The following is a 16,493-nucleotide window of genomic DNA, read 5'->3' as shown; positions in this document are numbered from 1 at the left end:
CCCGTGTACCTGCCCCGCGCCTTCGCCGAGACCGATCTCGCGCTGCTGGACGCGCTGATCGAGCGCGATGCCTTCGTGACCCTGGTGACCGTCGGCGACGACGGCCTGCCCTTCGCCAGCCAGTTGCCGGTGATCTATCGCCGCAGCGGCGGCGAAGTGGTCCTGGAGGGGCACTGGGCCCGGCCCGACCCGCAATGGCGCCATGCCGGCCAGGCGCTGGCGATCGTGCACGGCCCCCACGCCTACGTATCGGCCAGCTGGTACCCGGACAAGCAACAGGCCGGGCGCGTGCCCACCTGGAACTACGCCGCCGCGCACCTGCAGGGCCGGCTGCAGGTCTTCGACGACGAGGCGCGGCTGGCCGCGCTGGTGTCGGAGCTGAGCGACCTGCACGAGGCGCGCGTGGGCAGCGACTGGCGGTTCGATGCCGGCAGCGACGACGAGCGCCGCAAGCTGCGCGGCGTGGTCGGCTTCCGCCTGGTCGCCGAGCGCATCGAGCTCAAGGCCAAGCTGGGCCAGAATCATCCCCAGGCCAACATGCGCGCGGTCGCCGAGCGGCTGCAACGCCAGGGCGGGCGCGAGGCGGAAGTGGCGGCGATGATGTCCGCCAGGCTGCGCGACGCCCACGATGGCTGATCGCACCGCGCCGCCACCGCGCCCGCGCGCTACCCTTTTCCCCACCCCCAATGCGTCGCCACCGATGCCAGAACTCAAGCAACTCCTCAAGAACAATCTCGAATGGGCCGAGCGCGTCAGGCGCGAGGACCCGGACTTCTTCGAACGGCTGTCGCACCAGCAGTCGCCGATGTACCTGTGGATCGGCTGCTCCGATTCGCGCGTGCCGGCCAACCAGATCCTCGACCTGGACCCGGGCGAGGTGTTCGTCCACCGCAACGTCGCCAACGTGGTGGTGCATTCGGACCTGAACTGCCTGTCCACGGTGCAGTTCGCCATCGACGTGCTCAAGGTCAGGCACATCCTGGTGGTGGGCCACTACGGCTGCAGCGGCGTGCATGCCAGCATGACCGGCCAGCGCGTGGGCCTGGCCGACAACTGGCTGCGCCACGTCGGCGACGTTCGCGACAAGCATGCGGCGCGGTTGGCGCTGGCGCCGACCGACGAGCTGCGCCACGCGCGGCTGTGCGAACTCAACGCCATCGAGCAGGTGGTCAACCTGTGCCACACCACGGTGGTGCAGGACGCCTGGGCGCGCGGCCAGCGCCTGGTGCTGCATGCCTGGTGCTACAGTGTCTTCGATGGCCGCGTGCGCCAGCTGGGCATGGACGTGGATTCGCAGGAAAAGCTGCCCATCGCCTACGAACAGGCGCTGGCGGCCATGCCCACCAGCGGCAAGCGCGACGAATGACCCGGAGCCCGTCCATGCTGCCCATGCCGATCAACCTGCACGCCTGGATCGAGGAGCATCGCCACCTGCTCAAGCCGCCGGTCGGCAACAAGTGCATCCAGCAGGACGACTTCATCATCATGGTGGTCGGCGGCCCCAATGCGCGCACCGACTACCACTTCGACGAAGGCCCGGAGTGGTTCTACCAGATCGAGGGCGAGATGGTGCTCAAGGTGCAGGAGGATGGCGCGGTGCGCGACATCCCCATCCGTGCCGGCGAGATCTTCCTGCTGCCGCCGCGGGTGCCGCACTCGCCGCAGCGCATGCCCGACTCGGTGGGGCTGGTGGTCGAGCGCAAGCGCCTGCCCGGCGAGCAGGACGGGCTGATGTGGTTCTGCGAGGACTGCAACCACCCGCTGTACGAGGAATACTTCCCGCTGCACGACATCGAGACGGACCTGCCGCCGGTGTTCGACCGCTTCTATTCGTCGCGCCAGCTGCGCACCTGCGAGGCCTGCGGACACCTGCATCCTGCCCCGGCCCGCTACGCGCAGGCCTGACCCCCTGCTTCTTGCAGGAGCAATCTGTTGCAGGAGCGACCTGCAGGAGCGACTTCAGTCGCGATGGGCTCTACCGGTGAAGCCCCATCGCGACTGAACTCGCTCCTACGGAGAGCCCCGTCGAAAGCCCCGCCCAAAGCCCCGCAGAAAGCCCCACGCAGAACCCTACGGATCGTACTTGCCCCCCCACCACTCCCGCCGGATGCGGCCGCGGAACCGGCTGGGGTTAGACTGCGCAGCGCATCCACCACGGCATTTCCCGATGACCGAAACGCTGTCGCGCTCCCATGCCCTCACCCTCGACGCGGCCGATCCGCTGCGCCACCTGCGCGCCGAGTTCCTGTTCCCCCCGCATGGCGACGCCGACCAGACCTACTTCGTCGGCAACTCGCTGGGCCTGCAACCGTTGCGCGCCAAGGCGATGGTGCAGCAGGTGCTGGATCAGTGGGCCGGACTGGCGGTGGAAGGCCACTTCACCGGCCAGGCGCAGTGGATGACCTACCAGGAACTGGTCACCGAACCGCTGGCACGCGTGGTCGGCGCCCTGCCCTCCGAGGTGGTGGCGATGAACTCGCTGAGCGTGAACCTGCACCTGATGATGGTCGGCTTCTACCGCCCCACCCGCGAGCGCCCGGCGATCCTGATCGAGGCCGGCGCGTTCCCCTCCGACCGCCACGCGGTGGAGTCGCAGATCCGCTTCCACGGCTTCGACCCGGCGACCGACCTGATCGAGGTCGAACCCGACGAGGCGACCGGCAGCGTGTCGATGGCGGCGATCGAGCGCGCCATCGCCGAGCACGGCCCGCGCCTGGCGCTGGTGCTGTGGCCGGGCGTGCAGTACCGCACCGGGCAGGCCTTCGACCTGGGCGAAATCGTGCGCCTGGCGCATGCGCAGGGCGCGGCGGTCGGCCTGGACCTGGCCCACGCGGTCGGCAACCTGGAACTGTCGCTGCACGACGATGCGCCGGACTTCGCGGTCTGGTGCCACTACAAGTACCTCAACGCCGGGCCCGGCGCAGTGGCCGGCTGCTTCGTCCACGAGCGCCATGCGCGCGCCGACCTGCCGCGCTTCGCCGGCTGGTGGGGCCACGAGAAGCAGACCCGCTTCCGCATGGAGCCGCAGTTCGTGCCCACGCCGGGCGCCGAAGGCTGGCAGCTCAGCAATCCGCCGATCCTGAGCCTGGCGCCGCTGCGCGCCTCGCTGGAGCTGTTCGAGCAGGCCGGGATGCCGGCGCTGCGGCGCAAGTCCGTGCAGCTGACGGCGATGCTGCAGGCGCTGATCCAGGCGCGACTGGCGGACGTGCTGGAGCTGGTGACGCCGGCCGAGCCGGAGCGCCGCGGCAGCCAGCTGTCGCTGCGGGTGGCCGGCGGACGCGAGCGCGGCCGTGCGCTGTTCGAGCACCTGCGCGCGGCCGGCGTGCTCGGCGACTGGCGCGAGCCGGACGTGATCCGCATCGCCCCGGTGCCGATGTACAACCGCTTCGCCGAGCTGCACCGCTTCGTCGAGGAAACCGAAGCCTGGGCAGGACGCTCCTAGCATCGACCTACGGGATCTGCCGCAGGAGCAACCGTAGGAGCAGTTGTAGGAGCGGCTGTAGGAGCGGCTGTAGGAGCGACTTCAGTCGCGATGGGCCTTATCGGTAAAGCTTCATCGCGACTGAAGTCGCTCCTACAGTCCCCTACAGTTCCCGATAGTCCCCTACAGTCGGCCCGGCAAAAACCGCATCCCCTCGAATTTTCCGGAAGCTTGCTTGAACACCTCCACCAACCGCAGCATCACCATCATCGGCGCCGGCCTGGCCGGCTCGCTGCTGGCCATCCTGCTCGCGCGCCAGGGCCGGGACGTCGTCGTCTACGAGCGCCGCGGCGATCCGCGCATCAAGGGCTACGAGCGCGGCCGCTCGATCAACCTGGCGCTGGCCGAACGCGGCCGCAACGCGCTGCGCGCGGCCGGCGCCGAGGACGCGGTGATGGCGCATGCGGTGATGATGCGCGGACGCATGGTGCATGCGCTGGACGGCCGCCAGCAGCTGCTTCGCTATGGCCGCGACGACAGCGAGGTGATCTGGTCGGTGCACCGCGCCGACCTCAACGTGGTGCTGCTGGACCTGGCCGAGCGGGCCGGCGCGAGGATCCACTTCTACCGCCGCCTGCACACGGTCGATTTCGACGCCGGCCATGCCCGCTTCATCGACGACCGCGACGACCAGCCGCACGACATCCGCTTCTCGACCCTGATCGGCGCCGACGGCGCCGGCTCGGCGCTGCGCGCGGCGATGCAGCGGCGCGAACCGATCGACGAGATCACCGAGTTCCTCGACCATTCCTACAAGGAGCTGGAGATCCCGCCGGCCGCGGACGGCGGCTTCCGCATCGAGCCGCACGCGCTGCACATCTGGCCGCGCGGGCGCTACATGTGCATCGCCCTGCCCAACGGCGAGGGCACCTTCACCGTCACCCTGTTCCTGCCCAACGTTGCCGAAGGCGACGCGCCCAGCTTCGCCGCGGTCAACAGTGGCGCGGAGGCCGAGGCGCTGTTCGCGCGCGACTTTGCCGATGCGCTGCCGCTGATCCCGCGCCTGCGCCAGGACTGGGAGGAGCATCCGCCCGGCCTGCTCGGCACGCTGTACCTGGACCGCTGGCACCTGGACGGCCGCGCCGTGCTGCTGGGCGATGCCGCCCACGCGATGGTGCCGTTCCACGGCCAGGGCATGAACTGCGCGTTCGAGGACTGCGTGGCGCTGGCCACGCAGATGCAGGCCCATGCCGACCTGGGCGACGCCTTCGCCGCGTTCGAGGCGCAGCGGCTGCCGGACGCGCGCGCGATCCAGCAGATGGCGCTGGAGAACTACATCGAGATGCGCGACCTGGTGGACGATCCCGGCTTCCTGCTGCAGCGCGAGCTGGAACGCCTGCTGCAGGCGCGCCACCCCACCCGCTTCGTCCCGCACTACACCATGGTCACCTTCATGCTCACCCCGTATGCCGAGGCGCTGCGGCGCAGCGACATCCAGCGCGGGATCCTGGCCGAGGCGACGGCCGGCCGTTCTTCGCTGGACGGCATCGACTGGAAAGCGCTGGACCGCACCGTGTACGAGCAGTTGCAGCCGCTGCAGGGCGCGCACTGAATCATGCGCGGTCCCGTAGGAGCGGCGTAAGCCGCGAGGGCTTTACCGGAGAAGACCCTCGCGGCTTACGCCGCTCCTACGAAGGCCTCGCCGTAGAATGGGCGAATCCTCTCCGCCCGCTCAGACATGCCCGACACCTTCCTGTTCTACGACCTGGAGACCTTCGGCCAGGATCCGCGCAAGACCCGCATCGCCCAGTTCGCGGCGGTACGCACCGATGCCGAACTGAACGTGGTCGAGGAGCCGGTCAGCTTCTTCGTCAAGCCGGCCGACGACCTGCTGCCCTCTCCCTACGCCACCCTGGTCACCGGCATCACCCCGCAGCAGGCGCTGGCCGAGGGCGTGAGCGAAGCCGAGGCGTTCGCCCGCATCGCCGAGCAGATGGCACGGCCGCAGACCTGCACGCTGGGCTACAACTCGCTGCGCTTCGACGACGAGTTCATCCGCCACGGCCTGTTCCGCAACTTCTTCGATCCCTACGAGCGCGAATGGCGCGGCGGCAACTCGCGCTGGGACCTGCTGGACATGCTGCGGCTGGCGCACGCGCTGCGGCCGCAGGGCATCTCCTGGCCGCAGCGCGAGGACGGCGCCACCTCGTTCAAGCTGGAGCAGCTGGCCGAGGCCAACGGCGTGCGCGAGGGCGATGCCCACGAGGCGCTGTCGGACGTCTACGCCACCATCGGCATGGCACGGCTGCTGCGCCAGCACCAGCCACGGCTGTGGGAGTACGCACTCAAGCTGCGCGACAAGCGCTTCGCCGCCAACCTGCTGGACGTGGTGGCGATGCAGCCGGTGCTGCACGTCTCGCAGCGCTACCCGGCCGCGCGCCTGTGCGCCGCGCCGGTGCTGCCGCTGGCGCGGCATCCGCGCATCGACAACCGGGCGATCGTGTTCGACCTGGCGGGCGACGTGGAACCGCTGCTGCGGCTGGCCCCGGACGAGATCGCCGACCGCCTGTACGTGCCGGCCGCCGACCTGCCCGAGGGCGAGCAGCGCATCGCGCTGAAGGAAGTGCACCTGAACAAGGCGCCGGCGCTGGTGGCCTGGAACCACCTGCGCGATGCCGACCTGCAGCGGCTGGCGATCGACCGCGCCCTCGTCGAGGCCAATGCCGCGCGGCTGCGCGAGGCCGGCCCGGAGCTGGCCGAGAAGGTGCGCCGGGTGTTCGCCGGCGAGCGCCCGGCCACGCCATCGGACCCGGACGCCTCGCTGTACGACGGCTTCCTCGCCGACGGCGACCGCCGGCTGATGGCCCAGGTCCGCGCCACCCCGCCGCAGCAGCTGAACGAACTGGAAGGCCGTTTCCGCGATGCGCGGCTGCCGGAGCTGCTGTTCCGCTACCGTGCGCGCAACTGGCCGCAGACGCTTGGCTTCGACGAGCAGGCGCGCTGGGACGACTACCGCCGCCGGCGCCTGGGCCAGGACCTGGGCCTGTCCGAACTCACCTTCGAGCAGCTGTTCGCGCAGATCGACGAACTGCGGCTCGACCATCCCGACGACGCCGGCAAGCAGGTCCTGCTCGACCAGCTCGCCGCCTGGGGCCACGACCTGCAACGCAGCCTATGACCAGCTATTTCTCCGAAGCCAGCTTCAAGTTCCTGCGCGGCCTGGCCAGGCACAACGACAAGGCCTGGTTCAATGCGCACCGGGCGCAGTACGAGGAGCACGTGCGGCAGCCGTTCCTGCAGCTGATCGCCGACCTGCAGCCGGGCCTGGCCCGGGTCAGCGAGCACTTCCGCGCCGATCCACGCACCCAGGGCGGCTCGCTGTTCCGCATCTACCGCGATGCGCGCTTCTCGCACGACAAGTCGCCCTACAAGAGCTGGCAGGGCGCGCGGCTGTTCCACCAGCGCCGCCGCGAGGTGCCCGCCCCCTCGTTCTACATCCACCTGCAGCCGGGCGAGAGCTTCGTCGGCGCCGGCATCTGGCATCCGGAACCGGACGTGCAGCGCCGCATCCGCCAGTTCATCTTCGACAACCCGGCCAGCTGGAAGAACGCCGCGCACGCGCCGGCACTGCGCCGCCACTTCGACCTGGAGCAGGCCGAGAAGCTGGTGCGGCCGCCGCGCGGCTTCCCGGCCGAGTTCGAGTTCATCGACGACCTCAAGCACCGCAACTGGGTGATATGGCGCACGCTCGACGACGCCACGATGACCGGCCCGCGCCTGCGCTCGACTCTGGACAAGGACCTGGCGCGGCTGGGGCCGTTCGTCGACTACCTGTGCGCGGCGCTGGACCTGGAGTTCTGAGCACCGCCTGGAAGCTTCGATAGGCAGGGGCAGCCAACCAATCGCCGCGGCACGACCAGGCATTGAACTGGCTCCGGGCACGACCGCGGCCAGGCGTGTTCCAGTCAGGCCATCGGCCGGCATAAACGGCCAACACCGATGTGCGATAAGGTCCCGGCGACCGCCGGGCCGGCATTGCCGTGCCCGGCCCCCAGACCCAAACCGAGGCAATGGAGAACCATGGACCGAACAAGGAAATCCCACGGACGCCCGCTTGCCGTACTGGCCATGACCTGCCTGCTGGCTGCAATCGCCGCCGGTTGCTCGCGCAACCGGGACCAGGCCGCGACCGCACCCGCCGCCGCGGCCACGGCCGAAAACGCCGCGACGCCGGCCATCCAGGCCCTGCCGGTCGTCAAGCCGGTGCTGTCGTGCGAACAGCTGGCCGGGACCGAGCTGGCCGGTGCCGCCGATGCCGCGGTCAGCATCACCGAGGCCTCGTTGATCGATACCGCGCAGGGCCCGTTCTGCAAGGTCGTGGGCAACATCGAACCGACCATCGGCTTCGAGGTCGACCTGCCGGTCGAGCGCTGGACCCAGCGCTTCCTGCTGGGCGGCTGCGGCGGCCTGTGCGGCATGACCCGGGTCGGCATCAGCAATGCCAGCCGCTGCGCCCCGGCGCTGAACGGCGAGTTCGTCGTCGCCGGGACCGACATGGGCCACACCGGCTCGATGGGCGGCGACGACGAGGCCGCGTTCGGCGCCGATCCGCAGAAGCGGATCGATTTTGCCTACCGCGCCAACCACCAAACCACCCAGGTCGCCAAGGCGCTGATCAAGGCGTTCTACGGCCAGGAGCCCCGCTACTCCTACTTCGTCGGCTGCTCGGACGGCGGCCGCGAGGCGCTGATGGAGGCCCAGCGCTTCCCGGACGACTTCGACGGCATCTCCGCCGGCGCCCCGGCAGCGCTGTTCCAGGTGCAGAATTCGTTCTACCACGCCTGGAACGTGCTGGCGAACAAGCGCGCCGACGGCAGCAACATCCTCCTGCTCGACCGCCTGCCGATCCTGCACGCCGCCGCCCTTGCCCACTGCCCGACGCTGTCGGGCTTGCAGGATGGACTGCTGCAGGACCCGCGTGCCTGCGACTTCGACCCCGCCTCGGTGCAGTGTGCGCAAAGCGCCAGCGACACCTCCAAGTGCCTGACCGCCGAGGAAGTGGAGGTGGCGCGCAAGCTCTACGCAGGACCCGCCGACGCGCAGGGCCGCCGCTTCGCCATCGGCGGCGTCGAGCCCGGCTCGGAGGCGCAATGGATGCTGCCGGCCAGCGCCGACGCCACCTCAATGAGCGCCGGTATGGCCAGCCGCTCGCTGCAGTACGTCATCCTGCCCAGCGTGGACGCCCAGGCCGGCGACCTGAGCCGGTTCGCCTTCGACCGGGCCACGTTCGAGCGCGTGACCGAACTGGCGCCGCTGTACAACGCTGCCAACACCGACCTGGGCCCGTTCCAGCAGCGCGGCGGCAAGCTGATCCTGTGGCACGGCTGGTCCGACACCTCGATCACCCCGTCGGTCTCGATCGCCTACTACCAGGGCGTGCAGAAGCAGCTCGGCACCGAGGTCACCGACGGCTTCATGCGCCTGTTCCTGCTGCCGGGCGTGGGCCACTGCGGCGGCGGCGACGGCTACACCGACGTGGACGTGCTGACGCCGCTGATGCTGTGGACCGAACAGCAGCACGCCCCCGACCGCCTGCTCACCGCCAAGGTGGAACAGGCTTCCGGTGGTCCTGGCGGTCCTCCCGCCGGCGGTCCCGGACGCGGGCACGGGCCGGATGGCGCCTCACCCGCCGGTGGCCCGGGCGGCCCCGGATCCACGAAAGGCGAAGACGCGGCGGCCGGTCCCGCAGCCGGCGGTAACGGCGGACGCCTGCATGCGCCGGTGATGGCCAGCAGTCCCTTCGCCCAGCCCGCCGCCAAGGCGGGGGCCACGCGCCCGGTATTCGCCTACCCCAATATCGCGCGCTATACCGGCCAGGGCGACCCGAACGATGCCGCCAACTACGTGCCGGAGAAGTCCCCGGTGACGCTGCCGCAGGTCTTCGACAGCGAGGCGGCCGGGCTCATCGGCCCGGACAACCAGAAGTCCTATCGCGTGATGGACGGCAAGCTGGTGGCCGAATGAGCCTCGCCCCGCTGCGGCTGTCCCGACCAGCCGCAGCGGGGCTGCCCATGCCCGGGACAACCGAACCCGTCATCCCCCGCGAATGCAGGGGAAGTTTCGTCGCCGGGACGGCGAGTGCCGGGAACAAGGCTCTCGGTGTGCCTGAGCACTGCCGGGACCCGGATCGAGGCTCGCGCGCCGGACCTTGGTTCTCGTCGTCCCCGCGCAGGCGCACTGCTGTCGTCGTCCGCAGTGACGCGGTTCATGCTCGGAAAGATTGAAGTCGTCGTCCCCGCGAAAGCGGGGAGCCAGGGACTTCCGCAGTGAAATCAGCCAGCTACGAAGTCTCGGTAGCCTCGCCCTTCAAGGCACAGGCACTGGGTTTCCGCTTGGCCAGCCATGGCGCTGTGGAAAGCCGCGGGGTCGACGAGTACACGGATGCCGGCGCCAGGATCGACGTCTCGTCGTAGCCAAGCGACGTCGCAACGACGTTGCCGTAAACCATCGCTGGCAAGGCAGGAAGACTTCTCCGGACAGTAGTGCGCGCAGGCGGGAAACGCTTCTCGAGCAGCCGGACGGCTGATCATCCAGGGACTTTCGAGCGGATCGTGGCAACGTCCCTGGGCTCATGCCTGCGCGGGAGCGACGATCGGGTTTTCCCCGGACAGGTACACGGCAGGCGCGCAACGCTTTGCAGCAGCCCAAATGCTTCACCACAACCGAACGGCTGCTCACGGCTGGTCATCCGGCGACTTCAACAGTGAAATCCGTCAACTGCCGAGACGGCCATGGTGCCAGCGCGTATCCTGCGACCATCGCATCGACCGCAGGGCGGAAATGAGCAAGAAGTGGTGGTGGGCATTGCCGTTGCTGGCGGTGCTGGCGCTGGCCGGCTACGTCGCCGCCGGCCCGTACCTGGCCATCCGCGGCATCACCCAGGCGATCCAGCAGCAGGATACCGGGCGCCTGCAGCGCTACGTCGATTTCCCCGCGCTGCGGGTCAATCTCAAGGCCCAGCTGGACGACTACCTGGTGCGGCAGGCCGGGCCACAGCTGCAGTCCGGCCTGCTGGGGGCGTTCGCGTTGTCGATGGCCGGCGGCGTCACCGCTGCCGGCGTCGACGCCTTGGTCACGCCACTGGGCATCGGCGCGCTGCTGCAGGGCCGCAGCCTGTGGAAGCGCGCCAGCGGCGACACCGTCGGCGGCGACAGCTACGCCCGGCCGGTGCCGGCCGATCCGCTGAAGGAGGCCGAGCACCGCTTCGAATCGACCTCGCGCTTCACCGCCACCGTGCATGGCGAGGACGGCCAGCCGCTGGTGTTCGTGTTCGCCCGCGACGGCCTGCGCTGGAAACTGGTCGATATTCGCCTGCCGCTGCAGTGACCCGATGCGACGGCAGCGTGTTTTCCGCGGCTTTTGCCATTCGCGGCGCCTTCGGCGCCTCCCCCATCCGCCTTCGGCACCTTCCCCCGCAAGCGGGGGAAGGGAGAATCGGGCGTTCACGATCTGCCGCGACAAGGCGGCGTCTCGCGTGCAATGCCGGTTTCCCGGTCAGACCCCGGGCTTGCCGCCGCGGGCCTGCTCGCGCGCCGCGCGCAGGCGATCCAGCTTCTCCTTGAGCTTGATCTCCATCCCGCGCTCGACCGGGCGGTAGTAGACCCGCTCGCCCATCGCGTCCGGGAAGCCGGTCTGGTCCAGCGCGATGCCGCCCTCGACGTCGTGGTCGTACTGGTAGTCCTTGCCGTAGCCGAGGTTCTTCATCAGCTTGGTCGGCGCGTTGCGCAGGTGCAGCGGCACCTCCTGGGTGCCGGTCTCGCGCACCTCGGCCTTGGCCTGGTTGAAGGCGGCGTAGCCGGCATTGGACTTGGCGGTGCTGGCCAGGTACAGCACCAGCTGCGCGAACGCCAGCTCGCCCTCGGGGCTGCCCAGGCGCTCGTAGATGTCCCAGGCCTCCAGCGCCATGGTCTGCGCGCGCGGGTCGGCCAGGCCGATGTCCTCGATCGCCATGCGCGTGAGCCGCCGCGCCAGGTAGGCCGGGTCGCAGCCGCCGTCGAGCATGCGCGTGAGCCAGTACAGCGCCGCGTCCGGGTTGGAGCTGCGCACCGACTTGTGCAGCGCCGAGATCTGGTCGTAGAACTGCTCGCCGCCCTTGTCGAAGCGGCGGGTGCGGTCGGCCAGCACCTGCAGCAGGGTCTGCGGGGTGATCTCGCCGCCCTCGCCCAGCGCCAGTTCGGCGGCGATCTCCAGCAGGGTCAGGGCGCGGCGCACGTCGCCGTCGGCGGCGCTGGCGATCTCGTGCAGCGACTCGTCGGTGATGCGGATGCCCTGCCCGCCCAGGCCGCGCTCGCCGTCGTCCAGCGCCCGCCGCAGCGCCTCGACGATGTCCGCGGCCGACACTGCCTCCAGCACGTGCACGCGGCAGCGCGACAGCAGTGCCGAGTTCAGCTCGAACGAGGGATTCTCGGTGGTGGCGCCGACGAAGATGATGGTGCCGCGCTCGATGTGCGGCAGGAACGCGTCCTGCTGGGCCTTGTTGAAACGGTGCACCTCGTCGACGAACAGCACCGTGCGGCGGCCCTCGGCGAAGCGCTGAGCGGCCTCGGCCAGCACCTGGCGCACTTCCGGCAGCCCGGACAGCACCGCGGAGATGGCGCGGAACTCGGCATCGGCGTAGTGCGCCAGCAGCAGCGCCAGCGTGGTCTTGCCGCAGCCGGGCGGCCCCCACAGGATCATCGAGTGCACGCGCCCGGATTCGACCGCCCGCCGCAGCGCGGTGTCGGCGGCGAGCAGGCGCTTCTGCCCCACCATCTCGTCCAGGGTACGCGGGCGCATGCGCTCGGCCAGGGGCCGCATGTGCTCCTGGTCCACGCTCAGCAGGTCTTGCACCGGGAACGGCTGGGATCGGTTTCTGGCCACCGCGCCATTTTACCCGGCCCCGTCGCAGCCGGTGCGACGGGCTTGCGGCGCACCCGCGGCGCTTTCACCATGGCCCGGCCCCCCCACCGTCCGGCAGCGCCATGTCCCACCACGATTCCCTGCACGCCTTCAGCCACCGCCACGACTTCCTCGGCGAGCGGCACCAGCGCAATGCCCGGCGCACCTGGTGGGTGGTCGGGCTGACCGCGGCGATGATGGTCGGCGAGATCGTCGCCGGCTGGTGGACCGGCTCGATGGCGCTGCTGGCCGACGGCATGCACATGGCCACCCACGCCGGCGCGCTGTCGCTGACCGGCCTGGCCTACTGGTTCGCACGCCGGCACCGCGACGACCCGCGCTTCAGCTTCGGCACCGGCAAGGTCGGCGACCTGGCGGGCTTCGCCAGCGCGCTGGTGCTGGGGCTGGTCGCGCTCGGCATCGCGGTCGAATCGCTGCTGCGGCTGGCGCGGCCGGTGCCGATCGCCTTCGACGAGGCGCTGTGGGTCGCCTCGCTGGGCCTGGCGGTGAACCTGGCCAGCGCCTGGCTGCTGTCCGGCGAGCACCATCATCACGATCACGATCACGATCACGGCCACCGGCACGACACCGACGAGCATCACCACGATCACGACCATGCGCACGAGCACACGCATGCCGACGCGCACGCCCATACCGACCACAACCTGCGCTCGGCCTACCTGCACGTGCTGGCCGACGCGCTGACCTCGGTGCTGGCGATCGTCGCGCTGCTGCTGGCGCGCGGGATGGGCTGGCTGTGGGTGGACGCGCTGATCGGCGTGGTCGGCGCGGTGGTCATCGCGCGCTGGTCGGTGGGCCTGCTTCGCGATACCGGCGCGGTGCTGCTGGATGCCTCGGTCTCGCCGGCGCTACTGCAGCGCATCCGCGAGCGGATCGAGACCGGCGACGACCGCGTCGCCGACCTGCACGTGTGGCGGGTCGGGCCCGGCCACTACGCCGCGATCGTCTCGCTGGTGACGCACGAGCCGCAGCCGCTGCAGGCCTACCGCCGCCGGCTGCAGGGGCTGCACGGCCTGGAGCACGTCAGCATCGAGGTGCAGCAGTGCCCGGCCTGATCGCGCTTGCCCGTGGGAAACGCTGCAGGAGCGACTTCAGTCGCGATGGGGCCTTGCCAGTAAAGCCTCATCGCGACTGAAGTCGCTCCTACATGCCGCCTCCGCAAGGGGCGTGGACGTGGTCAGTGCTCCTCGCCGACCACGTCCACGCCCTTGGCCGGGATATAGCGGAAGGTGCCGGCGGCGAAAGACGGGTTGCGCTTCCAGCCGCTGAAGCTGATCACCGTGCGCTGGCCGGTGGCATCGACCACCTCCATGCGGCTGAGCCCGCCGTTGCCGAAGCCGAGGTTGGCGAACTGGAAGCCCGATTCGGTGCCCTGCTTGGGCGAGAGCGCCAGCCACTGCAGGCCGTCGCGCGGCGCGGCCTCCTCGCTGACGTCGAACTGGCGATCCAGGCGGCCGGGATCGACCAGCGCCGACAGCGGGCTGTTCTGCTCCTCCTCGCCCTGCGGGCGCACCGTGGCCTGCTGCAGGTCCGGATCGTAGACCCAGACCTTGCTGCCGTCGGCCACGATCAGCTGCTCGTAGGGCTTGACGTACTCCCAGCGGAACAGCCGCGGCGCCGACAGCGCGACGCGGCCGCTGGAGCTTTCCTTCAGCTTGCCGTTGCTGGTGTAGACCTGCTGGGTGAACTGGCCGTCCAGGCCCTTCAGCCCGGTGGTGAAGGCCTTGAGGTCGTCGCGGGGACCGGCCAGCGCGGTGGTGGACAGCAGCGCCGTGGCAAGGACGGCATGGCGGAAGGTGCGGCGCATCGGGGGCGTTTCCGTAGAGGGAATGGGCGGATTTTGAACGCATCGAGATGAATGGGCGAGTCACGCCATCCGCGCATTCAGACAGCGGCCGGGCAAGCCCGCTCCGTGGCGGGCCAGGCCAAGAGCGCGGGCGGCCGAAATGCTCGAGGCGAAAGGTTCGCTGTGCACGGCCGGAGCCGTGGCGATTCGCCGGCCTGTAGCCGCGCTAACAGGCCAGGAAGCGACGCGGATGGGGACCGCGCGGCGGGCCTCGCAGCCCGGACATTTCCTGCCGCCCGCGCTCCTAGGAGCCGTTGCCGACCTGCATCCGCTGCAGGTCGCCGTACAGCACCTGCCCGCGGAAACCGCGGCGCACCTGCTGCAGGAGCTGGCGGAAGGCCGGATAGTCCTGCGGCCGGCACAGCTGCTCGGCGCCGTGCACCGCGCGCCGGTGCAGCCGATGGGTCGCCACCACGGTCTGCCCGTCGCGCCTCCAGGTGGCGCTGTACTCGCCGGCGGCGTTGCCGAAGGCGGTATCGCGCGGTATCGCCAGGATCGGCACGCTGTCGGGGAACACCAGCGTGTAGGTTTCCTCGCGCAGGCTATCGTCGCAATAGAACGGAGTGAGATTGCTCTCGGCCGAGGCGGTGGCGTAGATGCCGCGCATCGAGTCGGCGCCGGGCATGTCCGGCAGCGCCATGCCGCCGACCACCGAGAAGTCCACGTAGTCCTCGGCCCGGTAGCGGTAGGCGTAGCCGAACGGCCGGTCCAGGTCCAGCGGATCGCCCAGCAGCACCAGTTCGCCGCTGCCCTGGAAGCCGGACTTGGCCAGGATCGATTCCTCGATGCGGGCGCGGTTCTGGGTATTGAGCTGGACGAAGGTGCCGCGCAGGCCGATCTCCCCGCTCTGGCCCGGATCGAGCCGGGTTTCCCCGGTCACGCTGCCGTCGGCGCCGAAACGGAAGTCGGCCTGGACCCGGTAGGCGTTGCGCCGCGCGTCGTCGGCCGGCGTGCGTGCCAGGCGGCCGTCGGCGGTATGCAGCACCGGCGCGCCAAGGTCGCTCTGCGGCAGCTGCCCGAAGCGGGCGTAGGCGCTGGTCGAGTCCAGGTACAGGTCGAACTCGGGGACGTAGGTGATGGCGTGGTTGAAGCGGCCCAGCACCGGCACCGGCGGCAGCGTCGGGCCGCCGCCGGCGCCGATCAGCACCGGCGTGCTGGCGATGCCCTTGGCCGCCAGCAGCGCCTCCAGGATCACCACGTGGTCCTTGCAGTCGCCGTAGTGGTTCTCGAGGATGTCGTCGGCAGGGTTCGGCTCCAGTCCGCCGTTGCCCAGGTACACCGCCACGTAGCGGATGTTCTTGCCTACCCATTCGTACAGGGCCGCGGCCTGGGCGCGGCGGTCGTCGATGCCGGCGGTGATGCGCTCGGCCAATGCCTGCACCCGGGGCGTGACCTGCGCCGCCTGCCCGCCCTTGACGTGGTAGGCCAGGCCCATGCGCGACCAGTCCGCGTAGGTGCTGGCCATGATGGTCGGGCTGAACTCCCAGGTGGCCGCGCTCCAGTTCTGGCTCTTCATCGGCTCGCTGCGGCGATAGCGCCACTCCCAGCGGGCCATCCCGTCCGCCGCCGCCGGCAGGGGGCCGCCTTCCACGCCGCGGGCATGCAGATGCATGGGCAGCGTGCGCGGCGCTGCCAGCGTCACCACCGCATCGTCGTACTGGGAGAACACGCTGAAGGTCTCCCACAGGCTGAAGTAGCCGGCGAAGTACGGGGTCTGCTGGGTGCGCCGCACGCGGTAGACGATGCGCGTGCCCGGCGCCAGGTTGGGGAACACCACCACCTTGACCTTGCGGTCGGCGTACATGGCCGCCGAGGCGCTGGAGTAGCTCTCCTGGGTGTAGATGCGGTCCTCCGGCACGTCGTGGCGCCGGCCGTCGGCGGTGAGCGAGTACGCCTCCAGCACCTCCAGCGTCTCCAGCTTCTCGGAATAGCTCATCCGTACCTGGCTGAAGCGGTCCACCGCCGACTTGGTCTTGAGCAGGATCTCGTACAGGTCGGTCTCGACGCTGCTGGCGTCCTCGCGCACCTCGTAGTCGGCGCGGTAGCGAACATAGCTGTAGTTGTTGTCGGCCTGCGGCGTGGCCTGGGCGGCTGCCAGGGCCGGGGCGAGCAGCAGGAGCAAGGCGGCGAGCAGGCGCATGGGGCGATCCATGGGTTTCGTGCTGGGGGTAAGACCGTGCTGGTCTGTTCTGTGTGTAGGAGCGACTCTACGTGGCCGCCGGGCCATCAGTCGCGATGAGGCCTCTCCCGGTAAAGCCTCATCGCGAC

Annotated in this window: 14 protein-coding genes; 11 read left to right on the top strand and 3 right to left on the bottom strand. The window is 70.0% G+C overall.

Annotated elements, in window-relative coordinates; translation table 11 throughout:
• Positions 1–3 precede the first annotated feature (3 nt).
• The 10 genes from LRX76_RS00070 (at position 4) to LRX76_RS00025 (ending at position 10,807) form a co-directional block, all read left to right on the top strand.
• Positions 4–636, top strand: a complete 633-nt coding sequence (locus LRX76_RS00070; protein WP_231800420.1) for an FMN-binding negative transcriptional regulator — start codon at positions 4–6, stop codon at positions 634–636.
• A 64-nt stretch (positions 637–700) separates the two neighbouring features.
• The gene (gene can, locus LRX76_RS00065; RefSeq protein WP_231800419.1) at positions 701–1,366 is read left to right on the top strand and encodes a carbonate dehydratase; all 666 of its coding nucleotides are present in this window, start codon (positions 701–703) and stop codon (positions 1,364–1,366) included.
• A gap of 14 nt (positions 1,367–1,380) precedes the next feature.
• On the top strand, positions 1,381–1,905 hold the full coding sequence (locus LRX76_RS00060) for a 3-hydroxyanthranilate 3,4-dioxygenase (protein ID WP_231800418.1): 525 nt from the start codon (positions 1,381–1,383) through the stop codon (positions 1,903–1,905).
• Between the two features lie 262 nt (positions 1,906–2,167).
• Positions 2,168–3,442 (top strand): kynureninase, encoded by a 1,275-nt coding sequence (gene kynU / locus LRX76_RS00055; protein WP_231800417.1) that lies wholly within the window; start codon positions 2,168–2,170, stop codon positions 3,440–3,442.
• Between the two features lie 214 nt (positions 3,443–3,656).
• The gene (locus tag LRX76_RS00050) at positions 3,657–5,033 is read left to right on the top strand and encodes an NAD(P)/FAD-dependent oxidoreductase (RefSeq protein WP_231800415.1); all 1,377 of its coding nucleotides are present in this window, start codon (positions 3,657–3,659) and stop codon (positions 5,031–5,033) included.
• 126 nt (positions 5,034–5,159) lie between these two features.
• Complete coding sequence (gene sbcB / locus LRX76_RS00045; RefSeq protein ID WP_231800413.1) at positions 5,160–6,599, top strand: exodeoxyribonuclease I; 1,440 nt, start codon at positions 5,160–5,162, stop codon at positions 6,597–6,599.
• Complete coding sequence (locus LRX76_RS00040) at positions 6,596–7,282, top strand: DUF2461 domain-containing protein (RefSeq protein ID WP_231800411.1); 687 nt, start codon at positions 6,596–6,598, stop codon at positions 7,280–7,282. Before sbcB ends, LRX76_RS00040 begins: the two co-directional genes overlap by 4 nt.
• 267 nt (positions 7,283–7,549) lie before the next feature.
• Positions 7,550–9,445 carry a tannase/feruloyl esterase family alpha/beta hydrolase gene (locus LRX76_RS00035; RefSeq protein ID WP_231800409.1) on the top strand — a complete coding sequence of 632 codons (1,896 nt, stop codon included), beginning with the start codon at positions 7,550–7,552 and terminating at the stop codon, positions 9,443–9,445.
• A gap of 302 nt (positions 9,446–9,747) precedes the next feature.
• On the top strand, positions 9,748–9,894 hold the full coding sequence (locus LRX76_RS00030; protein WP_231800407.1) for a hypothetical protein: 147 nt from the start codon (positions 9,748–9,750) through the stop codon (positions 9,892–9,894).
• Positions 9,895–10,261: 367 nt separating this feature from the next.
• A complete protein-coding gene (locus LRX76_RS00025; RefSeq protein ID WP_231800405.1) occupies positions 10,262–10,807 on the top strand; it encodes a DUF2939 domain-containing protein in 546 nt (181 codons plus the stop codon).
• 168 nt (positions 10,808–10,975) lie between these two features.
• Here the strand turns inward: LRX76_RS00025 and LRX76_RS00020 are convergent, their stop codons facing one another.
• Positions 10,976–12,277 (bottom strand): replication-associated recombination protein A, encoded by a 1,302-nt coding sequence (locus tag LRX76_RS00020; RefSeq protein ID WP_231801724.1) that lies wholly within the window; start codon positions 12,275–12,277, stop codon positions 10,976–10,978.
• Positions 12,278–12,441: 164 nt separating this feature from the next.
• On the opposite strand from LRX76_RS00020, the gene dmeF reads away from it, so the two are divergent.
• Positions 12,442–13,434 (top strand): CDF family Co(II)/Ni(II) efflux transporter DmeF, encoded by a 993-nt coding sequence (dmeF, locus tag LRX76_RS00015; protein WP_231800403.1) that lies wholly within the window; start codon positions 12,442–12,444, stop codon positions 13,432–13,434.
• A gap of 122 nt (positions 13,435–13,556) precedes the next feature.
• Here dmeF and lolA read toward each other — a convergent pair whose 3' ends face one another.
• Complete coding sequence (gene lolA / locus LRX76_RS00010) at positions 13,557–14,186, bottom strand: outer membrane lipoprotein chaperone LolA (RefSeq protein ID WP_231800391.1); 630 nt, start codon at positions 14,184–14,186, stop codon at positions 13,557–13,559.
• 283 nt (positions 14,187–14,469) lie between these two features.
• Complete coding sequence (locus LRX76_RS00005) at positions 14,470–16,365, bottom strand: DUF3857 domain-containing protein (protein ID WP_331716727.1); 1,896 nt, start codon at positions 16,363–16,365, stop codon at positions 14,470–14,472.
• Positions 16,366–16,493: the final 128 nt, after the last annotated feature.

The sequence above is a fragment of the Stenotrophomonas sp. MMGLT7 genome (assembly GCF_021168555.1).
Lineage (GTDB): Bacteria > Pseudomonadota > Gammaproteobacteria > Xanthomonadales > Xanthomonadaceae > MMGLT7.
Note: the sequence above shows the minus strand (reverse complement) of the source record. Positions and strands in the feature narration are given on the sequence as shown.